Source organism: Bradyrhizobium sp. LTSP857 (genome assembly GCF_000938285.1).
In the GTDB taxonomy this organism is placed as follows: Bacteria; Pseudomonadota; Alphaproteobacteria; order Rhizobiales; family Xanthobacteraceae; genus Bradyrhizobium.
Window position 1 is genome coordinate 77,342 of the sequence record NZ_JYMS01000019.1, and the last position, 23,018, is coordinate 100,359.

Here is a 23,018-nt window from a genome sequence, read left to right on the forward strand (position 1 = left end):
CGATGGACAAATCCGCCCCATGGTGCTTCATCGCGGCGCCATGCTGAAACGTATCTACGACTGGTGCATCGACGCCGCCCACAAGCCTTACGCGCTCTGGATCATGGGCGCCGTGGCTTTCGCCGAAAGCTCCTTCTTTCCCGTCCCTCCGGACGTGATGCTGATCCCGATGTCGCTGGCGCGCCCGCAGCGCGCCTGGCTCTACGCGGCGATCTGCACCGCGACCTCGGTGGTGGGCGGCCTGCTCGGCTACGCCATCGGCGCGCTGCTGTTTGACTCGGTCGGCCACTGGCTGATCCAGGTCTACGGTCTCGGCGACAAGGTCGATGCGTTCCGCGCCTCCTATGCGGAATGGGGCGCGGTGATCATCCTGCTCAAGGGGCTGACGCCGATCCCCTACAAGCTCGTCACCATCACCTCGGGCTTTGCCGGCTATAATATCGGCCTGTTCATCCTGTGCTCGATCGTGGCGCGCGGTGGACGCTTCTTCATCGTGGCGATTCTGCTCAACCGCTATGGCGACTGGATCCGGGTCAGGATCGAGAAGCATCTTGGATTGTGGGTCGCGCTTGGCGCCGCCGTGCTGGTGCTAGGCTTCGTCATCGCGATCAAGCTGATCTAAACCTCAATGCTTTGCCGCTGCGCCGGCTTCGGTTACGGTTGCCGTCATGATGGTTCGATCCGGCAATCCGGCGGTGCGGCTGGGGTGGCTTGTTTCAGCGATGCTGCTGGTCCTGCTCGGCTCCGGCGGGGCCGGTTGGCCGCAATCGACGCCGCCGGCGCTCGGTCTCCAGGAGCAGGGGTCGCAGGCCGCGCCAGCACCACCGCCATCGACGTCGGCGCCCTCGGCGCGCGAGGAAAATCCCGGGCTGATCAACGAAATGGGCAAGCTGTTCGACAAGCTGCCCTCGTTGCTGCCGCCGATCAAAAGCCCGAGCGAGACCATGAACGATCTGTCGCGGCTGGCGAAGCCGTCCACCATGGTCTCGGGGCGCGCGGCCTGCCCGGTCTCGTCAAACGGCGCGCCCGACTGCAAGCAGGCCGCCGACCAGCTCTGCCAGAGCAAGGGCTACAAGGAAGGCAAGAGCCTGAACGCCGACTCCGCCGAAAAATGCTCGGCCAAGGTTTTGATCCCGGGCCGAGCCCGCAAGCCGGATGACTGTCGCACCGATACTTTCGTGACCAGCGCGCTGTGCCAGAACTGATGCGATAGCCTGCGCGCATGCAACAAGGAGCACCCATGAGCCGTACAGAGCAGGATTTCCTCGGACAGCGTGAGATCGCCGACGACATCTACTACGGCGTCCAGACCATCCGCGGGAAGGAGAACTTCCACATCACCGGCATTCCGATGAACCAGGAGCCTTACTTCGTGAAGGCGCTCGGTTACGTCAAGAAGGCCGCCGCCATGGCCAACCGCGATCTCGGCGCGGTCGATGCAAAAGTGGCCGATGCGATCATCCTGGGCTGCGACCGCGTCATCGCCGGCGACATGATGGATCAGTTCGTCACCGACTTCATCCAGGGCGGTGCCGGCACCTCCACCAACATGAACGCCAACGAGGTGATCGCCAACCTCGCGCTGGAATCGATGGGCTTCAACAAGGGCGACTACCAGCACGTCAGCCCCAACGACCACGTCAATTACGGCCAGTCCACCAACGACACCTATCCGACCGCGTTCCGGCTGGCGCTGATCCTGCGGCTCGAGAGCTACATGACGGCGTTGCGCCAGCTCCAGGAGGCCTTCTTCGCCAAGGGCCGCGAGTTCGAACGCGTGCTGAAAATGGGGCGCACGCATCTGCAGGACGCAGTCCCGATGTCGCTCGGCGCCGAATTCCGCGGCTGGGGCACCACGATCGGCGAGGAGGTCGACCGCATCTCGGAAGCGCGTGCGCTGCTGCGCGAGATCAATCTCGGCGCCACCGCGATCGGTACCTCCGTCACCGCGGCAGTCGGCTATCCCAAGCTCGCCGTCCGGCATCTGAGCGCGCTGACCGGCGTCGACTTCATTCTCGCCGGCGATCTCGTCGAGGCGACGTCGGACACCGGCGCCTATGTGCAGCTCTCCGGCGTGCTCAAGCGCACCGCGAGCAAGCTCACAAAAATCTGCAATGACATCCGCTTGCTCGCCTCCGGCCCGCGCGCCGGCTTCAACGAGATCAACCTGCCGCAGCTCCAGCCGGGCTCCTCGATCATGCCGGGCAAGGTCAATCCGGTGATCCCCGAAGTCGTCAACCAGACCAGCTTCCTCGTCATCGGCCTCGACATGACCGTTACGCTGGCAGCAAGTGCCGGTCAGCTCCAGCTCAACGTGATGGAGCCGGTGATCTCATTCGCGCTGTTCTTCTCGATCCGCACCATGGAGCGCGCTGTCAACAGCCTGCGCGAGAACTGCATTGTCGGCATCACCGCCAACGACGAGCACACCCGCAACATGGTGCTCAACTCGCTGGGTATCGTCACCGTGCTGAAGCCGCTGCTCGGCTACAAGCAGTGCGCCGAGATCGCGCGCGAGGGTTACAAGAGCGGCAAGTCGCTGCACCAGATCGTCGTGGTCGAGCGCAAGCTGCTGACCCAGGAGAAATGGGATGAGATGTTCTCGTTCGAGCGGCTGATCAATCCGGATATGCTCGGGTGATGGCAGCCGGCTTTGTGTAGCGAATTCCGCGCGTTGGAATTGCGGTAACGGCGTCCGGGGGCGGCGTCAAAACGCAATACTTGACAGTGGAAAGATTGCCTTGTTGGTATGGCTTCCAGCTTTCGATTTGCCTGCCAACAAAGGATCGTTTCGCAATGTCCATGCCTGCTCTGTTCAAGGGGCGTCTGTCGATCCCCGTGATCGGTTCGCCGCTCTTCATCATCTCGGTGCCCGATCTCGTGATCGCGCAGTGCAAGGCGGGTGTGGTCGGCTCGTTTCCGTCGCTGAACGCGCGGCCGCCGGAATTGCTCGACGAATGGCTGGCGCGGATCACCGAAGAGCTCGCGGCCTATGACCGCGCGCATCCCGACAAGCCGTCGGCGCCGTTCGCGGTCAACCAGATCGTGCACAAGTCGAACAACCGGCTCGACCACGACATGCAGCTTTGCGCCAAGTACAAGGTGCCGATGGTCATCTCGTCGCTCGGTGCGCGCGAGGAGCTCAATCAGGCCGTGCACGGCTGGGGCGGCATCGTCTTCCACGACGTGATCAACCAGAAATTCTCGCACAAGGCGATCGAGAAGGGGGCCGACGGCCTGATCCTGGTCTCGGCCGGCGCCGGCGGCCATGCCGGCACGATTTCGCCGCTGGCCTTCGTTGCCGAAACGCGAAAATGGTTCGATGGCCCGATCGCGCTGTCGGGCGCGATCGGCAACGGCAAGGCGATCCGTGCCGCGCGCATTCTCGGTGCTGACTTCGCCTATATCGGCTCGGCCTTCATTGCGACCAAGGAAGCCAACGCGGTCGAGAACTACAAGGAGATGATCGCGGGTGCGAGCGCCGACGACATCGTCTATTCCAACCTCTTTACCGGCGTGCACGGCAATTATCTGAAACCGTCGATCCTCGCCGCCGGCATGGATCCGGAAAACCTGCCGACCTCCGACCCCTCCAAGATGAATTTCGGCACCGACGCCTCCGGCGAGCGCGCCAAGCCGAAGGCCTGGAAGGAGATCTGGGGCTCGGGCCAAGGCATCGGCAGCGTCGACAAGGTCTTGCCCGCCGCCGAGCTGATCGCGCGCTTCAAGAAGGAATATGACGAGGCGATCGATCCGCCGTTGTAGGCACCGTCGTCCCGGCATCTTTCATCTGTCGTCCCGGCGAAGGCCGGGACCCATAATCCCGACGGGTCGTTGTTGCGCTCGATACCAACCACGATTTCGCTTTACAACTGCTCCCTGTGGTTATGGGTCCCGGCCTTCGCCGGGACGACACTTTTTGCTGAACTCCGAATGTGCATCACGGAGAGACAATGACCGCGATCTACCGCGTCGACGGCAACAGTGTCGTCACCAGCCCGGATGCCGCGGGTCCGTGGGACCGGCGGATGCAGCATGGCTCGGCGCCGGCTTCGCTGGTGACGTGGGCGGCGGAACGCATCCCGACGCCGGTGCCGATGGCGATCGCGCGCGTCACTATCGATCTGATGCGCCCCGTCCCGGTGGCACCGCTCACGATCGAGACCGAAGTCTTGCGCGAGGGCCGCAAGATCCAGCTCTGCGAGATCAAGCTGCTCGCCGACGGCGTGCAGGTTGTCGGCGCCACCGTGCTCAAGATCAAGACGCAGGCGCTGACGCTCCCTGACGACGTCAGGGAGCTGCCGGTCAATTTGCCCTCGCCGGAGGACTCGCTCGCCGAGGACGGCCACGCCGCAACAAGCCCGTTCGTGCGATCGGTCTCGATGCGCGCCGCGCGCGGTCGCTTCGGCCAGGCCGGTGCGGGCGCGATCTGGTTTCGCGTCGACCATCCGCTGATCGCGGGCGAAGCGATCTCGCAGGCGATGCGCGCCGTGGTCGCCGCGGATTTCTCCAACGGCACCGCCTCGACGCTCGATTTCCGCGAATGGACCTACATCAACGCCGACCTTACCGTGAACTTTGCGCGCCAGCCGGTCGGTGAGTGGATCTTGCTCGACGGCGAATCCTGGATCGGTCCCGACGGCGCGGGCCTCGCGATGTCGCGGCTCGCAGACAGGCAAGGCTATTTCGGGCGAGCGGTGCAGAGTCTGGTGATCGAGAAGCGGTGAGCGTGACGGCTTTGGCCGCGCCAAGTCCGGGTGCTATTTGTCCTGGTGCCACTTGAATGGCAGACTTCCGCCGCCGCGGAAGGGATGCCCTGGTCGCGAACCTCTTCTTGTCCGGAGGCTCTCTTGTTCGACGCCAGCGTCCTGCCAGTTCACATGCCGTAGAAGATCTTGATCTCCCACAGCACCACAACGGTAGCCGTGATCAACGTGACCGCAGCCACCGCACTTTCCAAGGAAGCGACTCTCATTTGATACTCCGCTTCCCAGCCCCGTTCAGCGATCTAGTTGATTCGTAGATTCGCCGGCAATTGCGCGCGCACCGCCTCCACACGCTCTGTGGCGCGCTGTTGTTTGCCGGCCACAACAACCCCGTAAAATCCCGGGTGAGGATGCTGCCGCGCGCCGGCTTTCGCGCGGCATGTGCGCGGGGAGGGAGAGCAGGCTTCGGCCCACCAGCACAGTTAATCCCGCATAGCTCCGGCCCGCCGCGCTTAACGGCAGATTAACCATCGTTCGCCCAGAATCCCCCTCACGGCCGCCAATCAGGACCGAGAGGGACAGGCTATGGACTTCGATTTTCTCAACTCCAAGACACAGGCTTCGCTGGACGAAATCCGCGTCCGCGTGGCGCATGCGCTGGCCCGTCATCCGATGTGCCGCAATGTCCGCTTTGACATCCTCAGCGTTCCCCGCACCCGCCGGGGCGGCAACTGGACGGTGACGCTGCAATCGGTCGAGCCGCGCGCCGTCTGGGAAGCCTCCGAGATCGTCGCCGACATCCAGGACGCCTACGATCTGGCCGCAGCTGCTTGATTTCACTCGGCTTTTGGCCATGTCGCCGCAGGCATGGCAATTGTCGCCTGAAAGGCACACTCAAGCCTTAATTATTGCCGTTTTTCCCGGCATTGCTAACAACATCGTGAAGCGGCCCTCCCGGAGAGACGTTTGTCCAGAGCCATCACCATCATTGTGCTGACCTGTTTCCTCGTCCTCGGCGCCGCCACCACTGCCATTCTCGGGCGCGACAGCGTGCCCAGCGTCAGCGCCGAGATGATCACCCAGGCCCCGCCGAAGCCGCTCGCTGCCAACCGCGCCGCCAAGGCCGACCGGCTGGTTCCGACGCTGGCCCTGGCCTCGGCCGCGATCGATCCGGTGCAGGTTCCCGCCGACAAGCTGTCGCAGGCCCCCGTCCTGACCGAGCCGTTGCGCCAGGCCTTTGCAGCGGCCGCGCCGTCTGATTTCCCCAAGCTCAAGGGGAGCGAGACCAAGGTTGCCTCGTTGGAGGCGCCAGCCACCGCAGAGGCGCCAACCGGTGCGCTCTCCGAGGCCCCTGCCAAGCCGAAGGTCGCCGCCAAGCCGCAGCCGCAGAAGTCCTATTCTTTGCTGTCTGAAGTGCAGATCGCGGGCATCAGGGATCGCCTGAAACTGTCGTCCTCGCAGGAATATTACTGGCCCTCGGTCGAGACCGCGTTGCGCAATGTCGTCCGCAAGATCTCGGCCAACAAGCTCTCCAATCCGAACGCGCCTGGCGTGCCGATCGATCCGAATTGCGACGAAGTCCAGCAGTTGAAGTCGGCCGCGATGCCGCTGCTGTTCCAGCTGCGTGACGACCAGAAAGAGGAAGTGCGCAAGCTCGCCCGCATCATTGGGCTCGAGAAGGTCGCGCAGCAGATCTGACGCCCGGTTTCCCCTCGGGGAACCACTGAATATCAGGAACATCCGGCAATCCTCACGCGTTGCCCGCTCCGAACAGGGAGTGGACCAATGCGCGCCTCGACAGCCTATTTCGTCGGTGCCGGATCGATCGTCGCCGCCATCGCTATTGGCCTCGGCGGCGGTATCGTCGGCGGCAACATCATGCATCCGATCGCGCCCAAGCAGGGGCCGGATACCGGTAAGATGGCGCAGCGCACTGAACCGGCTGCGAGCCCGACGACCACGACGAGCGCGCCGTCAGAGCGCGTTCAATATCTCACCGGATCGCAGACCTTCGGCGGAGTAATCGCGGCGCCTGCGCAGGCGCAGGACGAAGCGAAGCCAGAAGCAAAGCCTGATGTGCAGACCACTCAGGCGAGCGCGGAACCTCCGGCGCCGCCACCGCCGCAGACAACAGCCGCGGTCGAGCCGCCGAAACCGGCTCCCGCATCGCCTCCGCAAGTAACGAAACCCGTCGAGCAGCAGGCATCCACAGAGCCGGCCTCCTCACCTGACAACGCCTATGCCAAGGCCAGGGATTCTGACGTGAAGCGTGCGGCGTCCGAGCGGCGACGTGTGGAGCGGCGCGAACGTTGGGCCGAGCGTCGCCGCTATGACCCGCGCGATGCGAGCGGCGCACGCGATCAGACCAATTGGGATGATGTCGCGCGCAACGTCCGCCAAGATTCCGATGTACGCGATGTTGCCCGCCGTCCGCGCAGTGGCTTCATGCTGTTCGGGACTGACGATTAACACCTGACGCATCTCGCCTTGCCTCGCCTCGCTGCGCACGCGATCGTGAGCGGGGGTTCGTTCTACGGCAGCGCTTGCCGCAAATTTCAACTTCCGGATGATCTCCGCCCAAGGCATGATTGACGCTGCCAGCCAGAGGCCGCGTCATGGAAGTAGCGCTGCTAGCTTGGGGACGCTTCTTCGGTCCGCACGGCGAACGCGTGACCGTGCCGGCGCCCGTCGATGGGCGCGGCGCACCCTGGTTGCTCGATTTCCTCGCGACACATGTTCGCGCACTCCGCAATGTCGGCTTCACTGCGATCCAGCTACCTCCAACGTCGAAGGCGCAGGGCGGCGCCGGTCCCGGCTGCGACGGTTACGGCGTGTTCGATCCCCGCGACATCGGCAGCAAGAGCCAGCAAGGCTCGCTCGCCACACGCTACGGTACGAAAACGTCGCTGACGCGTCTGGTCGCCGTTGCGCATGCCTGCGATATCGACGTCTATCTCGATCTCGTTCTGCACCAGCGCAGCGGAGAGAATGGCGGTCCCGGCGTCTTCTGCTATCTCGGTGCGGACGGCGAGACGCTGAATGGCCGGAGCACCACCGCGCCCGGCTGGTTTCGCGGTGTGCCGCCGGACGATCTACCAGACGATGACGTGCCAAGCCCGCCCGACGATTTTCCGTTCGGTCGCGAGCTATCCTACCAGCGCTGCCGCCCGCCGCGCGTCACGATCGAGGACGCGCTCGACTTCGGCGAATGGGTGTTTCGCACCACCGGCGCAGACGGTGCGCGCTTCGACGACGTCAAGGGCACCTGGGCGCCCTTCGTCCGGGAATTCATGACCCATGGCGTGATGGCCTCGAAATTCTTCTACTCGGAGTATTTCGACGGCAATCGCGCGATCCTCAACGGCTGGGCGACGCAACCACCGCTCAGCGGCCGCTCGCTCGTGGCCGACTTCCCGATGCACTGGGCGCTGCAATCGGCCTGCGACGGCGGCAATGCGCGCGTGCTCGACGGCGCGGGTTACACCAGCTGGCGTCCCGATCTCACCTGTACCTTCGTCGACAATCCCGACACCGATACTTCGCCCGGCCAGCAGGTCATCAGCAACAAGCTGCTCGCCTATGCCTTCCTGCTGTCGATCGAAGGCTACCCGTTCGTTTACGGCAAGGACTACTTCCCGCCGAGCGTCTGGCCGGGTGCCTACGGACTGAAGCCGTGGATCGACAATCTCGTCTGGATCCACGAGCACCTTGCCAACGGGCCAACCGCCGGCCGCTTTCTCGATGACAAGGTCGTCGTGCTCAACAGGACCGGCGCCCCCGGCCTGCTGACCGCGCTGAATTTCGACACCATGAACGCGCGTGCGATCCGCTGCCAGACCGCGTTCGGGGCCAATGTGGATCTGCACGACTACACCGGCCATCACGACGATATCCGGACGGACGGAAATGGCGTCGCGAGCTTCACGATTCCGAGCAACGCCTTCAGCAAGGGCCAGAGCTATCTGTGTTTCTCGCGCGCCGGCCTGAACCTCGCGTCCATCCGGCATCCGCGCCACACCACGCAGACGATCTTTGGGGCGGCCGATCTCGACACGAGACCTGCCACCAATGCCGAGACCGAGACAGGACAAATCTGGGTGGAGCAGGGCTCGAAGATCGCCCTGCGTGTCGGCCTCGATCGCCACGGCGTGCCGGCAGATGGTTCGCTCAAGGTCACCGTCACCGACGCGCGCGGGCACAGCGTGGTCGAGGCCTTGTGCACCGGCGACCACGTCAGCGCGGAAGGAACGACTGGTGTGACGGGCGAACATCATATCCGTGTCGCGGGCCGGCAGCTACCGGAGCACGGCGCAGCGTTTTCAATCGATCTTACCTACCTTGCTCCACAAGTCATTTGAGAGGGTCTCATGTCATTCCATCTGTTGTGGACGTCCGCCGACAGTCTCATTGCTGCCTTTGCGCTCTCATTCATCGTTCCAGGGCGACACGTGCTGCCGCTCGCGCTGATGTTCGGCCTCTGCGACGGCCTCGGCTCGGCACTCGGGGTCAGCGTGCCGCTCGCGGGTGGGATTGCCGCGGTCCTGCTGATGGCGTGTGGCGCAGTGCTGGTCGTGCGCCATCCGATCGCGCAACGTCTCCTGAACGCGCCGGGCTGGCTCTATGTGCTGCCGCCGTTGCTGGCGATCGACAACGTCGTGTCGCCTACGCCCGAGGCGCCGGTTCTTGCGGCGCTGGCGAGCGCGATCATGGCTGGGCTCGGCTTTGCCTGTGGGGCCATCGTGCTGAACTGGTGGCGTGCAGGCTTGCGTGATACGCGACCGCTTGCGGCGGCTTGCCTGATCGCAGCCGGAAGCCTGCTTGTTTGGGGAGCCTGACCATGGCCGCCTCCGTCACGACCCGCAGCTATGACCAGGCCAGGACCGGCGCGAACGATTCCGAGACGGTGCTGACGGCGACCGCCGTCCGCACCAAGGGCATCGCAAAACTCTTCAGCATTCCTATACCGGACGATCCGCGGCTCGAGGCGCAGCCGCTGGCGGTCGGCGGCGTGCAGACGCCTGATGGCAAAACCCGCGATCTCATCTTCCAGGCCACAATGGGCAACTGGGTCTATGCGTTCGATGCGGCGACCGGCGAGAAGGTCTGGGCGACGAATCTTGGTCGGCCGATCGTCGGAACACGGGCCATCGACGGCCATTTGACCAACGTCAATTGGGGGATTCTCTCGACCCCCGTGATCGACGAGGCGGCCGGCATTCTCTACGCCTGCACCTGGATCAGCGATGACGGCAGTGTCGCCAAGGGCCGGCATTTTCTCGCAGGCTTGCGGATCAGCGACGGCTCGAAGGTGCACGGGCTGTTGAACCTCGAGGGCGCAGTTTATACGCCGCCGGGCGGCCTGACCGTGCAGAAATTCGTCTCGGCCGAGCGCAAGCAACGCAGCGCGCTGACACTGACACAGAATCATGTGCTGATTCCCTTCGGCACGATCGCCGAGACGTCGAAGACGGCGCGCGGCTGGCTGATCGCGGTCGACGTCCATGCCTGGCATCTTGCGGCCGCATGGTGCTCCACCGTCACCGGCATCGGTGGCGGGCTGTGGCAGAGCGGGGCCGGTCCCGCGATCGGGCCCGACGGTGCGATCTACGTCATCACCGGAAACGGCGCGTTCTCGCCGCAGCATGGCGATTTCGGCGAGAGCATCGTGCGGCTGGCCTTGCACACGGGGCAACATGCGCGTTTCGAGGTGGTGTCGTGGTGGTCCCCATGGACCGATGCCAACCGCGTCGGCGCCACAGCCGCCGCGGCGCTCCACGACGATGATGATGACGAGCACGCGCTGCCGTCCAACGTCTCACTGACTTCGGTGATCGGCCATGCCAGGCGGATGGGAATGGCTCTGAAGCCTATTCATGCGCGCGAGATGGCGCATGTCGCAGTGACCTCCGGTCCCGACGCGATGGATGCGCGGATCGCGCCGGTCGTTGCGCAGCAGATGGAAGCGATGAACGAGTCGATGTGGAGTGATCAGGATTTTGGATCGGGCGGTCCGGTCTATGTCGCCTCGTCACACGCCGTGCTTGCCGCGGGCAAGGATGGCGTTCTCTACACCGGCAACGCCGATGCGCTCGGCAACACGCAGCCGGATGATCTCGCGGCCGGCCATTTCGCCGCAAACTATGCCAAGCTGCGCATGCCGCCAATCCTCTATACTTACTTCGATCCCGCCGTGCCGCCGGCGCCGGCTTCGCCCATGCAATTGAATCTGTTTCCCGGTGGCGCAACGCGGCATCTGCACGGCACGCCGCTGCTGTTCTCGTCCGCCGTCCACGGTACGATGCATTTCGTTGGCGGCGAGAACAGCGCGCTGAGGGCCTGGTCGATCGCGGCCGACGGGACCACGACCTATCTCGCCGGATCCAACGAGATCGCCTCGCCGCAATCGCCGCGTCCGCCGGGCGGCATGCCCGGCTGGAGCATCACGCTCGCCGCCAACAACGGCGCGGACGGCATCATCGTGGCAATGGTGCCCTACCAGGACAGCAACATGCTGCGCAGCCCCGGCCGCTTCCTGGTCTATGACGTGCAGAACTTTGCGACCAACCCGGATGGCTCGAAGCGGCTCCAGGTGATCTGGGACAGCGAGAACTGGGGCCCGGAGCACGCCTTCACGCACCCCAAGTTCAATCGCCCGATCATCTGGAAAGGCCGCATCTATCGCCCGACCTATGACGGGCGCCTCGATGTTTATGGACTGACCAACTAGCTTTGTCGCGACCGGCTTATGCCGTCCGCAGGCGCATCGCGAGGTGGTGCGACGCTACTTGCTCGCCAGCGGCGACGCCGTCTTCGCCGAGGGCAGCGGCGGTGCGGGCAGGCGCTGCACCGTGATCTTCGCCGTGCCGGTGTTGTTGTGGTAGTACAGATCCGGCGGTCCCTGGAGGACCTGGAGCCACGACGGGACCATCGATTCCGGCATGAGCTGCGGAAAGATCTGCACCGCATCGTTGACGTAGAAGAACAGCTCGCCGGAGTCGGGCGCGACGAACTCGGCGACGACGCGATCAGTCAGCCCTTCCTTTTTCCAGACCTGTCCTGCATCATCGAGCATGGCCTGCGGGATTGGCTCGAAATTGCCGAGGGTTTTCAGCCCGCCCTTGAACTGGTCGATGTCGTCGAGGCTGACTGGGTATTGATCCTGTCCTTCAACATCGTCCTCGGCAGGAATCGTCGGCTTCGTCCGACGCGGCAAAGCGTCAGCCGGGATCACGTTGACGGCCTGCAACGGCAGATCATTCATTCCTTTCGTTCCGATGCGAACCACTGGCTGGAACCAGTTTGCCGCGTACAGACGCAACTCGGGCAAAGCGACGTAGTGGCGCAGCCCGTGCGTCTGGAAGCCGTTCGCTCCACTCATGGTGGTGCGGTCGAACCAGGGGTCCTTGACCTCGACAAAGACGCGGTATTTGCGGCCCTTCTCGACGGCGAGCCCGCTCCACCAGCAGAAGGCCTTGGTATCGAACAGCGTGGTTGCGTCGGTCGGCTCGTCGCGTACTGGCGTGCCGATCTGAGGTGGGGCGGGATCCTGGCTCGTCATGCAGACCTTTCCGAGCGCAACGCGCCCGGTGAACAGGCTGTTCGACAGCACGAGCGCCGTCGAGCCGAAGACCGCAAACAGGAAAACCGCTGGCACCAGCCCTTTGGTGATGACCCGGCCTGCCGGTCCGGCATGCATCCGCATCCAGTGGCCGAACTTCAGGAGCGGGCCCGGCTCGTCGATGTGACTGCGGCTCGCCTTGCGGCGCGGCGTATTCCAGGCGAGACGCGCCCGCTCCTGGATGGTGTCGCGCAGCTCCGAGTTCTTGTTCCAGACCCACCAGGTCAGTGCGACCACGATCGAGGTCAGGAAAGGATAGTAAATCGCGATGTTGAGCCAGGGCGCGGCATAGGACGGCAGCACGTCCCTGATGAGATTGGCGAGCGGAGCCACCACGGCGCCAAACACCCAGTCGATGTTGGCGATGATGGAGATCCCCTGGTGGCCCACCGGCTGCTTGGACCATTGCACCAGCGGATGCGCGATCAAGGGCCAGACGGCGATCACGCCGACCATGAACAGCAGCGAGAAATAGGCGACGCGTCGCCACCACACTGTGTCGCGCGTGAGCGAGGCCATCGCGGCGTCCGGCATGCTCATCGCGGTGAAGGCGTCGGCCTCCTTTAGCCGTCGCGGTCCCCTGGCCTTCGCCAGATAGGCCGTCTTCATCGTCTCGCGAGTTCCCTCGTCGGTGAGGTCGAGCTCGTCGCCATTCGGCATCAGCACCCGGGCGTCGGCCGGAAGCATGATCGGCGCATAGTCGTCGCAGCCGTGCAGCATGCGCTCGACCACGGCGAAATGCACCACAGGCGCGCCGCCATTCGCCGCGCCTGGCAGGACCGGACGCGGGCCGTAGCGGTACAGCACCGCCGCGCCACTGCGTGAATCATGCCTTGGCCCGATCGCCGATTGATAGTCCTCGAAGTGCTGGATGGTGCCGCTCTGGAAGCGGAGCCTGCCGGCGAGTTGATCGACCATCCAGACCAGCGGCACGAAGGACAATGTGCAATCCGGATAGCCGCCGCCGATGTCGGAATGGACGCCGACAAACCACACCTCCTTGACGGTCTGGTCGGGCGCCAGGTGGCTCTGATCGATCCGCAGCGGATGGAAGGTGGTGCGCTCGTCGTCGAGCGCGAGCGCGTGACAGATGTGCTTCGCCTTGTGCGAGGGCCGGTGATTGCGGAACGAGATCGGCCAGATCGCCCAGTCGATCGCGACGCGCAGCTCCTCGACTGGAACGCCAAAGGCCTCGACCGTGTCGAACAGCCCGAGAAATTCGATGTTGACGTCCTTGCGGCCGTTCATTGCCGCACGGACATCGGCGTAGGAGCGGTGTCCGCAGATCGAATGATAGAGATGGAGCAGGACGTCGCGGATGAAACGCGCGATCCAGATCGTCGGCAGGCTCTTCTTCATCGGCACGGTGTCGCTGCGGTATTCCCGCCAGGCGGACATGACGTTGCGCTCCATCTCCGCATGCGACACCGGGGTGTCGCCGATCACCGCCGGCACCAGACCCTGGCTTGCGATCAAGGCTGCCAGCGTGCGCGCGGTGAAGGCGCCGCGGCTGAAGCCGAAGATGTAGATCTCGTCGCCCTCGCGCCAGTTCCAGCACAGGAAGCGATAGAGCTTACGGACGTTGGAAGGCACGCCAATGCCGGTGGCGCCGTCGATGGCCGCAAACGGCGCCCAGCCGGCGGTGCCGACGCCCTTGATGTAGTGCGCGATCTGATCTGGCTGGGTATGGTCCAGCGCCTCGTAGAGGCGCCAGACGCTGGATTCCTGTGTCGTGAACGCGTTGCCCGTTCCGTCCGCGAACAACACCAGCTTGCGCTTCGCCTGACTGGCGCCGGCATTGGCCTGGTTGCGCGCGTCGTCTTGAGCGGAATGAACGGCACGATCTTCCACGTCGTGGTGCGACATGAGCCCCTCCGGCAATTGCGGGAGCGCGTCCGATTCCGGATCGGGCGGCGCCCGAATTCAATCAATGGTTTGCGTAATTAAAATGTGAGTGCATTCTGTGCACAAACCCGCCGAGGTAGCAAGTGCGATTGCGGTGCCTCGCCGTGGCGGCTCGCCGCGGAATGAAGGACGAAAAAGCCCGGGACATCTGGCGCGAAGACGCGTTTCGCGCTTTTGCCCGGGCATGACATGTTTTGTGAAGCGGCCGCTCGTGACGCTGTGCAACAGCGCAGAGAGGTCGCGTGGCTCAATCCTTACCGGCCGTTGCCGCGGCAGGCGCCGCCGGGGCCGATGTGATAGCCGCGCGGGCAGGCATGCGCGGCGGGATCCGCGAAGTTCTTCAGGCAGCCGCCATTGGGGCCGCGGTGCCAGCCGGCGCCGCAGCCGCCGGCAATTGCGATGACATCGCCATTGCCCTGCGCGCCGAACGGCGCCAGCGGCATGGCTTGGGCAGAGCCCGCGATCGCGCCGAGCGCGAGCGCCGCGGCAAAAATGGTCCGTATCATGCGTTGTCCTCCCGGATGTCAGTGGGTAGCGGCGAAGGCGATGCCGGCGCGCACTTCGGCGATCGCCTGGTCGATCAGTCCCAACGCCCTTTCGCGATGGCCGCCCTTGTTAGGCTCGGCCTTGGCGAGTTCGGCGCGCGCCGATTGCAGGATTGCGACGGCTTCGTCCATGTGCGGCTGTGCGCCGAGCGCATAGCCGATGCAGAGGCTGCTTGCGATGGCGCCGCCGAGCACGAGGCTGCGGGGTAGAGAGGTTCGCATGTCGTTGTCTCCTCCAGCGGGCGTCAGGCTGGGGCCGCCCGGTTGCCCGGACGCGATTCGCGTGTGGCGGGATGTCGCATCCGCGGCCTGAATAGGATGAGGGCGGGCCGCCCGTCTTGGACTATCCGGCGCCGGCCGCGCGCCGGCTTGGACTGACCGGCGCTGCTTGAATCAGGTCGCCGTGCTGGTAGCCTGTGACCGCCGACCTTCAGCGCAGGTTCATCCCCGGTCTGCGAGGCTCGGCCATTTCGCGCGCGATTTTTTCGAAAAAGTCTTTCCTGGAAGTCCGTATCGATGCCCGTGATCAAGAAGACGCTCTCGACCGACATGCTGCCGCAGGGTCTGTCCGACCGGCAGCGTTTCATCCAGTTCGCTGAACTGTTCGAGCACTTCTCGAACACCGGTGAGCTCGATCCGGCCGCCGACGTGCCGTTTCGCGCGACGATGAATTCGATCCACATCGGCACCACCATGCTGGGCCGCTGCGACGGCAGTTTCATCACGGTGCGTCGGGAAAAGCGCCAGGTGATTGAGACCGGCGACGACCGCTATTGCCTCGCGCGCAACACTGGTGATCGGCCCTCGCAGGTGATCCATCGCGGCCGCGAATTCACAATGCGGCCGGGATCGATGGTATTGTTGAAGCTCGACGAGCCGTTCTTCGCAGCCGACGGCGCCAGCCATAAGCGCTTCACCAACGTGCATCTGCCGGTCACCACGCTGCGGGCGATGGTGCCCGACGTGGACGATCTCGTCGGCCGCGAGCTCGAGCCCGGCGGCGCGCTGTCGCTGGCCATGGATTACAGCGGTCTCCTGCTTCGCCATCCCACTGCCGCCGACGAAGCCGGCATGGCGATCGCCGCCCACCTGCTCGATCTCGCCGCGATTGGCCTCGGCGCGCGTAGCGACGTCGCGGCCTCGGCGCGCCGCCGGGGCCTGCGCGCGGTGCGGCTGAAAGCCGTGCTGACGATCCTGGAGGCGCGTTTCCACGAACCGGATTTTTCCGCGCAGAAGCTCGCGGCCGGCGCCGGTCTCTCGGAGCGTTACGTCAATGAGCTCTTGTTCGAAGCCGGCGCCAGCTTCACCACCCGCCTGACCGAATTGCGCTTGCGCAAGGCCGCCGACCTGCTCGCCCATCGCGTAGGCCGCATCAGCGATATCGCGTTCGCCTGCGGCTTCAACGATCTCTCCTATTTCAACCGCTGCTTTCGCCGCCGCTACGGCCTGACGCCGACCGCGGCACGGGGGAAGTGAGGGATTGATGCTGCGTAGGGTGGGTTAGCGGCCTGCCGAAGCTCGAAAAGCGAAGGCTGGGCGCGTAACCCAGCTCTTCTGCCCCCGTGGAGAAAGACAGTGGTGGGTTACGCTTCGCTAACCCACCCTACGAAATCTCGACCCTCGGCGGCGGATAACGCCCGGCCAGCATCGACAGCGGCAGGCGCCGCTCGTCCGCCGGCAGCTCCAGCCACGCCAGCACAAGCGGCCGCTTCCAGTCACCGACGCCGAAATCCATCGCCACCCATTTCTGTGGCTCGGGCCCCTCGAGACCCCGGACCCAGACGAAATAGCGGGGGAGGTCGTCGGCATCCGTCTCCGTCGTGCGTCTCCTGGCCATCACATGCTCGCTACATCGACACGCGTTGCCGATAGGATATAGGCATCGGCTCGGTGAAGTCGAACTCCCCGGCTTTAGAAGCCGAACCGGCCGGTGAACGCGTAGGTCCAAAGATATGAACGAAACCGCGATCGATGGCTGGGGTGACGCCTCGGAGGTGACGGAAAAGCTGATCGGCTCCTGGTCGTTCAACCGACTTATCGAAGGTCAAGCGACGATGCAGGGCACCGCGACCTTCACGCCAGTGGACGAGGCAAGCCTGGCCTACCGGGAGCAGGGACATCTGAAGCTCCTGGACGGCACCGAGCTAGAGACGGAGCGCGAGTACATCTTCAGCAACAGCAACGGAGGATTCGCGGTCTTCTTCAAGGAGAATCCGCGGCGGCTATTCCACGAGATATCACTGTCTGCCTCCGTTGGCGGAGCGTTGAGCGGAAGCGCGGGCCATCTCTGCAATCTCGACAATTATCAGTCGAGCTACACCTTCCTGGCCGACGGTCGCTTTGTCGTGCGTCACGTCGTGTCGGGTCCACGCAAGGACTACACGATGACGACGACATACACGCGGGTGTCGTGACACGCGTGGCCGCAGTGCGGCGTCGCTGCCAGAGCTCGCAGGTCGCCACGCGATCAGCAGGCGATGATAGGCGTCGTTGGCGACCGCGACCGGCAAGCCGGGGCCTCGTCAAACGCCTCGACATAGCTCGCGAAGCGGAGCGAACAGCGCCTCATCCCGGATACTATTGCCGCCCAGCTGACGTCTCTGACATGGCGATCCGCAAGGTGGCCTGCGAAGGCGGGCAGGTGATCGCAGCCTCCAGCATGTCGAGGATGTTCTCGATGGTGAAGGGCTGGCCCCACAGACGACTGCTCTTGGTATTCCGTGACTCCCGCGCGGCTTCCTGCGCAGACAGAACCGCGTTGGAATAGATCGCCAACATCGAAAGGCGCTGTTCGACGATGGCCGCGGGTCCGGGCAACATCCGCTTCAGATGATTGACGCACTCGACATAGCCGGCGTTCCATCGGTTGCTCAGCGCATCGCGGAGCACCTTGGGGTCGGATGCCTGGAGGTGTGAGATAAATCGGATATAGCCGCGCCATCGCTCGTGCTCGCCGAGCTCGATGACCGGCATGAACAGGACCAGCATCACCTCGCGAATGCTCGCCGGGCCGCCGCGCTTTTCCATGTCGTCGAGCATTTCGCGCCGTCGGGCGTCGAGCACGGCGGCTCCATCGACCACCATCTGCCGAATCAGCTCTTCCTTTGTTCGGAAGTGATAGTACAGCGCGGCGTTGTTCCGCTGTCCGGCGGCATCGACAATCTGCTGAACCGTCACGGCGTCGATGCCATGGCGCGCGAACAGCATTTGCGCCGCCATCTTGATCTGGTCCCTGGTCTGTTCCGAGGCGGCGCGGGGCGCCGTTTTCATTCTGCTTGACATTCAAACCTGCCCGATCCTAAGTTAAGTGAAATCGCTTAATAAGTCAAGATGAGGAAACCAACTATGCGCGTGCTCGTGGCGGGTGGTGGCATCGGCGGACTGGTGACTGCAATTGCATTGCGTCATCACGGGATCGAGGTGATTGTCCTCGAACAAGCAGAAGCGCTGGGCGAGGTTGGCGCCGGCATCCAGATCGGCAGCAATGCCGCTATCGTGCTCCGCGAACTGGGGCTCGAAACCGCCATGCAGGCTGTCGGCGTCAAACCTGAATCCTACGACTATCGCGATCTGCGCACGGGGCGCCTGCTTTATCAGGCGCCGCTCGGCGATGAGGCGGCCCGCCGCTACGGAGCGCCGATGTACAACGTCCATCGCAGCGATCTCATTCAGTTGCTGTTCGACGCTGTCCCTGCGGAATCGAAGCGGCTGGGCGCCTGTTGCGTCGCGCTCTCGCAGACGGATGACGCGGTCGAAGTCAGATTGCAGACCGGCGAGACGCTGAAGGGCGACGTATTGGTGGGGTGTGACGGCATTCACTCCATCGTGCGACAGTACCTGCGCGGGCAGGAAGAGAAGCATTTTTCCAACATTCTGATGTGGCGCTCGTTGATTCCGGCGCAGCGGCTCGAAGGCCTCGAGCTTCCCGAGCGCGGGAATTATTGGTTTGGGCCCGGCCGTACGCTGATCACCTATTGGGTGAGGCCCCAAAATCTGTACAGCATCCTGGCTTCGGTGCCGGCCGATGAAGTACGCCGCGAATCCTGGACCGAGAGCGGCGACATTGCCGAAATGCTTCGCTCTTTCGAGGATGCCGAGCCGCGGGCGCGCGCCATGCTTGAGCAGTGCAGGACGGCCTTCATCACCGGAATGTACTACCGCGATCCGATCGACAGCTGGAGTTCGGGGCGCGTCACGCTGCTGGGCGACGCGGCACATCCGATGGTGCCGTTCCTGGCGGCGGGAGCCGGACAGAGCATCGAGGATGCCTGGACGCTCTCGCGCGTCTTGTCCCGACGGCAAGACGACGTCCCGGGCGCGCTCCTCGAGTACGAGCGGCGTCGCCTGCCACGCACGACGCGCATCCAGGCTGGAGCCCGTGCGGCCGTAAAGCTCGTGCATGAGACCGACACGGCTCGCCTGCGCAATCGCAATGCGCGCTGGAAAGGCATGGCACGCATCGATCCGCTGGCGGAGACGAGCTGGGGCCTGGCATGGGACTACGATGTCGTGAAGGCGGTGGAGGGGGCGCCGGGCGAGGTCGTCAATGTCACTGGCCTGCGTGAAGGCAAGCGGCTGAAGCGTCCGGAGAGCCAACGCGCCTTCGAGCTCTGGAAATACGCGTTCCGTCCCGAGGACGTGGCGCGTGGGCATGACGGCCTTCGAGAGGCCTATGATCGCTTCCTGACCACGAACTTCCCGTTGCCCGACGGCTTCGAGGCGATCGAGGACGAACTCGGTGACGTCAGGGCGTTCCGCGTCTCAGCAAAGGAAGCTCACTCCGACGGTGTGGTGCTGCACTTCCACGGCGGCGGCTACCTGATCGGTTCGGCCGAGGGGTCGCTCGAATATGCAAGCAGGCTGGCAACAGCTGCCGACGGGGTCTGCTACACCATAGACTACCGGCTTGCGCCTGAGCATCCTTATCCGGCCGCGATCGACGACGCCGTCGTCGCTTATCGTGCATTGCTGGGAAAAGGCGTCCCCGCGGGTTCAATTTTGCTGTCGGGCGAATCCGCCGGTGGCGGCCTTGCGGTCGCGCTGGCGCTTGCGCTGCGCATGGCCGGCGATCCCTTGCCCGCCGGCATCCTTGCGGTCGCGCCATTTGCCGACCTCACCCTATCGGGTGAGAGCGTCCGCGCGTTCAATGGAGATGATCCCGCAGCGAACCGCGATCTCCTGACCTTCATGGGAGCGTCGTATTTCCAGGGCCATGAGCCGACGGATCCTCTGGTGTCGCCACTGTTCGGCGATCTCACCGGCCTACCGCCGCTTTTCGTTACGGCAACGCAAGGCGAGGTGTTGCTCAGCGACGCCATACGCCTGGCCCAACGCGCGGAAAAGGCCGGTGTCGACGTGACGCTGCGTCTGGTAGAGGATTCCGTCCATGTTTACACGATCTTTCCCTTCCTCCCCGAAACGGAGAGCACGATGGGCGAGGTCGCTGATTGGGCGCGGCGGAATCTGCAACGCGGTGCCGCGCACTCGCAAGCCGCGGAATGAGAGATGCAGGACCAGTCATGGCTCTGAGCGGACATTCGGTCGAATAGGGACGTCGGCAATCCGATCATGATTGCTTCCGCCTAGCGAGGCATTCGAGCGCCGTCAGAATCTGACCATGGTCCATCAAACTGCGGCACTCCACATCAACGAAGGCCAGGGCAACCAGTCCCGTCTGATCGACGACATAAGTCGCAGGGGCGGACCTAATCTCACGTCCCCGTGGGTTACCGGTTGCGTCATCAGTGTCTGGGCCATTTGGTGCCGACACCTGGAAGGTCAATCCGTAGGACTGGGCCACGTCTCCGTTTTTGTCGGCCAGGATGGGAAAGGGAAAGGACGCCGTGTCTTTGCCCAAGGGACGAGGGTCGAACGGTTCGACTGCAATAACGACCAGCGCCGCCCCTAATCGTTCCATATCGCCTTGGAGCGCCGACAAAGAGTTGAATTCGCGAACACAGCTGGCCGTATTCTCATTGCGGCAGAATCGAAGAACAACCGCGCTGCGAAGCAACAGCTCGCTCAGCGCCACGCGACGGCCGTGTTGATCGCGAAGGCGGAAGTCAGCGGCCTTCTTCCCCGCTCGCATGGCGCGCAAGCCAGGACCACGCGTATCGGTGTCATCAGGCGAGCGAGAGCGCCCGGCGGGTAAGCCAGGTGGGTCCGATCCGTCGTTTGACCATATCAATCTGGTCACCATCTATTCTCGGGCAGGTCGAAGCGCCACACCATGGGCGATCTATCGCTCTGACGGCACCCTTCTCGGGGTGATAATGCTCATTCCAAGGGAGAATGGATATGGACCGGCACCTTGCGATGGAGACGTTCGTTCGCGTCGTCGACACGGGATCGTTCTCCGCCGCAGCGAGTCAGATGAGAGTGGGGCAGCCAGCGGTATCCAAAGCGATTGCTCAGCTTGAGGAATGGCTTGGTGTTCGTCTTCTGTTGCGATCGACGCGCAGCCTGACCCCTACCGAAGCGGGGATGAATTTTTATGTCAGGGCAAAACGCTCTATCGAAGAGGCTGAAGAGGCCGTTCTGGCAGCGCGCGGCGCCGGAGCCGCACTGACTGGAAAGCTGCGCATTGCGGCTTCTGTCTGCTTCGGGCGCCTTCACATCATGCGCCAGCTTGATCGTTTTCTGGAGAAAAACCCCGAACTCGAGATCGACATGGTGCTGGATGATCGACCCATCAATCTGGTGGAGGAAGGCATCGATGTTGCCTTCCGCAGTGGCTCGTTGGCGGATTCGACCTTGGTGGCACGAAAGCTTGGTCAGGCGCGCCGGCGGGTCATCGCGACCCCAAACTACTTCGCGAAACACGGAGAACCCAAAAGTCCGGCAGAGCTGATCGCGCATCAGACCGTCATCTACACTCCGGATGGAGGCGGCGTGTCCTGGACGTTCCGTCAAGGATCGGCTGAGACGTCGGTGGCGGTCGGGGGCAGGTTAAAAGTCACCGCAGCGGAGGGATTGCGGGAGGCGGTGTTTGCCCACCTCGGCATTGCCATAACGTCTGAGTGGAACTTCGCTCCCGAACTTGCGTCAGGCATCGTCAAATCCGTTATGGATGAGTGGGAGCTTCCCGGCTTGGAGCTCTGGGCAGTTTATCCGACCGGGCGGATGGCGAGCGCTAAGGCAAGAGAGTTCGCCTCATTTGTCGAGACTTGTATTCCGACCGCACAGAGCGAGTCTCTGAAGAGACCTCTGACCGCGTGAGGTAAGGCGCGCGGGCCATTCATTCTTGGTCAGAATATCTATTAGTCCCCCCTCGTGTCTAATGCCGAGATGATCCTGCCGCTACCTTGCTTTCGATGATTGAAATCGAACGACGCTGACGATCATCGTCACGCGACGGTGCGATCACGCATGGACGACAGCGCCGTCGGGCTTCCGGCGACCAACAGAGGATCGTAGAATGAGCACGCAAGTTGTTTTGATCACCGGTGGACTCACAGGCATCGGGCGCGCCGCTGCCGTCGCCTTCGCCAAGAAGGGCGCAAAGGTGGTCGTTGCCGGCCGGCGGGATGAGGTTGGCAAGGAGCTGGTCAAGGAGCTTCGTTCTCTCGGCGCCGAGGCTGAGTTCATCAAGGCCGATGTCCGCAAGGAAGATGACGTCCGCGCCATGGTCGACAAGACCGTCGCACGATTTGGTCGTCTCGATGTCGCAGTGAACAATGCCGCTACCGAAGGCCAGGTTGGCCCGATCACGGACCAGACCGCCGAGACCGTTGCCGCGACGTTCGAGACCAACGTTGTCGGCGTGGTCCTGAGCATGAAGCACGAAGTGCGTGTCATGCAGGCCCAGGGGAGCGGGAGCATCATCAACATCTCCTCGACCTATGGGCACGAGGGCGCGGCCTTTGCCTCGATCTATGTCGGCGCCAAGCATGCGGTCGAAGGCATTACCAAATCGGTGGCGCTCGAAGTTGCCAAGTCGGGAATTCGCGTGAATGCGGTCGCGCCTGGTCCGACGGACACCGGCATGCTGACCCGCTTCACCGGCACGACGGAGAACAAGGCGGCTTTGGTGACCCAAGTTCCGCTGGGTCGGCTCGGACTCTCCGAGGAGGTCGCCGACGGTATCGTGTTCATCGGTTCGGACGAAGCCAGGTTCATCACCGGTCACGTTCTCAACGTCGACGGCGGACACAGCGCCAACTGATCCTGTTTGGGCGCGGAGGCTTACTCCGCGCCCAATACGCGCGTGGTCTTCCCGTCTCGCAGCTTCACGGCGCGTCCGGA

Annotated in this window: 22 protein-coding genes; 16 read left to right on the forward strand and 6 right to left on the reverse strand. The window is 63.8% G+C overall.

The window, feature by feature from the left end; all coding sequences use genetic code 11:
- The first annotated feature begins 19 nt into the window (after positions 1-19).
- From UP06_RS10130 to UP06_RS10185, 11 genes are all read left to right on the forward strand, one after another.
- The gene (locus tag UP06_RS10130; RefSeq protein WP_015688913.1) at positions 20-622 is read left to right on the forward strand and encodes a YqaA family protein; all 603 of its coding nucleotides are present in this window, start codon (positions 20-22) and stop codon (positions 620-622) included.
- A 46-nt stretch (positions 623-668) separates the two neighbouring features.
- On the forward strand, positions 669-1,205 hold the full coding sequence (locus UP06_RS10135) for a hypothetical protein (RefSeq protein WP_045002404.1): 537 nt from the start codon (positions 669-671) through the stop codon (positions 1,203-1,205).
- 35 nt (positions 1,206-1,240) lie between these two features.
- Positions 1,241-2,641 (forward strand): aspartate ammonia-lyase, encoded by a 1,401-nt coding sequence (locus tag UP06_RS10140; protein ID WP_045002405.1) that lies wholly within the window; start codon positions 1,241-1,243, stop codon positions 2,639-2,641.
- Between the two features lie 155 nt (positions 2,642-2,796).
- The gene (locus tag UP06_RS10145; RefSeq protein WP_045002406.1) at positions 2,797-3,765 is read left to right on the forward strand and encodes an NAD(P)H-dependent flavin oxidoreductase; all 969 of its coding nucleotides are present in this window, start codon (positions 2,797-2,799) and stop codon (positions 3,763-3,765) included.
- 188 nt (positions 3,766-3,953) lie between these two features.
- Positions 3,954-4,727, forward strand: coding sequence for a thioesterase family protein (locus UP06_RS10150; protein WP_045002407.1), 774 nt, complete (start codon positions 3,954-3,956; stop codon positions 4,725-4,727).
- 564 nt (positions 4,728-5,291) lie between these two features.
- Positions 5,292-5,540, forward strand: coding sequence for a hypothetical protein (locus tag UP06_RS10160; RefSeq protein WP_045002409.1), 249 nt, complete (start codon positions 5,292-5,294; stop codon positions 5,538-5,540).
- A 132-nt stretch (positions 5,541-5,672) separates the two neighbouring features.
- Positions 5,673-6,404, forward strand: coding sequence for a hypothetical protein (locus UP06_RS10165; protein ID WP_045002410.1), 732 nt, complete (start codon positions 5,673-5,675; stop codon positions 6,402-6,404).
- A gap of 87 nt (positions 6,405-6,491) precedes the next feature.
- Positions 6,492-7,175 (forward strand): hypothetical protein, encoded by a 684-nt coding sequence (locus tag UP06_RS10170; protein ID WP_045002411.1) that lies wholly within the window; start codon positions 6,492-6,494, stop codon positions 7,173-7,175.
- A 146-nt stretch (positions 7,176-7,321) separates the two neighbouring features.
- Positions 7,322-9,064, forward strand: a complete 1,743-nt coding sequence (locus tag UP06_RS10175; protein WP_045002412.1) for an alpha-amylase family protein — start codon at positions 7,322-7,324, stop codon at positions 9,062-9,064.
- Positions 9,065-9,073: 9 nt separating this feature from the next.
- Positions 9,074-9,541, forward strand: coding sequence for a hypothetical protein (locus UP06_RS10180; RefSeq protein WP_045002413.1), 468 nt, complete (start codon positions 9,074-9,076; stop codon positions 9,539-9,541).
- Positions 9,542-9,543: 2 nt separating this feature from the next.
- Positions 9,544-11,433 carry a PQQ-binding-like beta-propeller repeat protein gene (locus UP06_RS10185; protein ID WP_045002414.1) on the forward strand — a complete coding sequence of 630 codons (1,890 nt, stop codon included), beginning with the start codon at positions 9,544-9,546 and terminating at the stop codon, positions 11,431-11,433.
- A 54-nt stretch (positions 11,434-11,487) separates the two neighbouring features.
- Here the strand turns inward: UP06_RS10185 and UP06_RS10190 are convergent, their stop codons facing one another.
- From UP06_RS10190 to UP06_RS10200, 3 genes are all read right to left on the reverse strand, one after another.
- Positions 11,488-14,190 carry a T6SS phospholipase effector Tle1-like catalytic domain-containing protein gene (locus UP06_RS10190; RefSeq protein WP_045002415.1) on the reverse strand — a complete coding sequence of 901 codons (2,703 nt, stop codon included), beginning with the start codon at positions 14,188-14,190 and terminating at the stop codon, positions 11,488-11,490.
- A gap of 293 nt (positions 14,191-14,483) precedes the next feature.
- A complete protein-coding gene (locus UP06_RS10195; RefSeq protein ID WP_050031594.1) occupies positions 14,484-14,735 on the reverse strand; it encodes a GCG_CRPN prefix-to-repeats domain-containing protein in 252 nt (83 codons plus the stop codon).
- An 18-nt stretch (positions 14,736-14,753) separates the two neighbouring features.
- Entirely contained in the window at positions 14,754-14,996 is a 243-nt protein-coding gene (locus UP06_RS10200; RefSeq protein WP_045002416.1) for a hypothetical protein, read from the reverse strand.
- 294 nt (positions 14,997-15,290) lie between these two features.
- Here UP06_RS10200 and UP06_RS10205 point away from each other — a divergent pair, with 294 nt between their 5' ends.
- Positions 15,291-16,250 (forward strand): helix-turn-helix transcriptional regulator, encoded by a 960-nt coding sequence (locus UP06_RS10205; RefSeq protein WP_045002417.1) that lies wholly within the window; start codon positions 15,291-15,293, stop codon positions 16,248-16,250.
- 127 nt (positions 16,251-16,377) lie between these two features.
- Here the strand turns inward: UP06_RS10205 and UP06_RS10210 are convergent, their stop codons facing one another.
- Complete coding sequence (locus tag UP06_RS10210) at positions 16,378-16,611, reverse strand: hypothetical protein (protein WP_045002418.1); 234 nt, start codon at positions 16,609-16,611, stop codon at positions 16,378-16,380.
- Between the two features lie 115 nt (positions 16,612-16,726).
- Between UP06_RS10210 and UP06_RS10215 the strand changes: the two genes are divergently transcribed.
- Entirely contained in the window at positions 16,727-17,188 is a 462-nt protein-coding gene (locus UP06_RS10215) for a DUF6314 family protein (RefSeq protein WP_045002419.1), read from the forward strand.
- A gap of 163 nt (positions 17,189-17,351) precedes the next feature.
- Here the strand turns inward: UP06_RS10215 and UP06_RS10220 are convergent, their stop codons facing one another.
- Positions 17,352-17,993: a TetR/AcrR family transcriptional regulator gene (locus UP06_RS10220; RefSeq protein WP_245305448.1), complete on the reverse strand. Its 642-nt coding sequence runs from the start codon at positions 17,991-17,993 to the stop codon at positions 17,352-17,354.
- A 126-nt stretch (positions 17,994-18,119) separates the two neighbouring features.
- On the opposite strand from UP06_RS10220, the gene UP06_RS10225 reads away from it, so the two are divergent.
- Complete coding sequence (locus tag UP06_RS10225) at positions 18,120-20,276, forward strand: alpha/beta hydrolase fold domain-containing protein (protein WP_045002420.1); 2,157 nt, start codon at positions 18,120-18,122, stop codon at positions 20,274-20,276.
- Between the two features lie 64 nt (positions 20,277-20,340).
- Here the strand turns inward: UP06_RS10225 and UP06_RS10230 are convergent, their stop codons facing one another.
- Entirely contained in the window at positions 20,341-20,862 is a 522-nt protein-coding gene (locus UP06_RS10230) for a redoxin domain-containing protein (RefSeq protein ID WP_045002421.1), read from the reverse strand.
- Positions 20,863-21,071: 209 nt separating this feature from the next.
- On the opposite strand from UP06_RS10230, the gene UP06_RS10235 reads away from it, so the two are divergent.
- Entirely contained in the window at positions 21,072-21,992 is a 921-nt protein-coding gene (locus UP06_RS10235) for a LysR family transcriptional regulator (protein WP_045002422.1), read from the forward strand.
- Between the two features lie 199 nt (positions 21,993-22,191).
- A complete protein-coding gene (locus UP06_RS10240; protein ID WP_045002423.1) occupies positions 22,192-22,938 on the forward strand; it encodes an SDR family NAD(P)-dependent oxidoreductase in 747 nt (248 codons plus the stop codon).
- Positions 22,939-23,018: the final 80 nt, after the last annotated feature.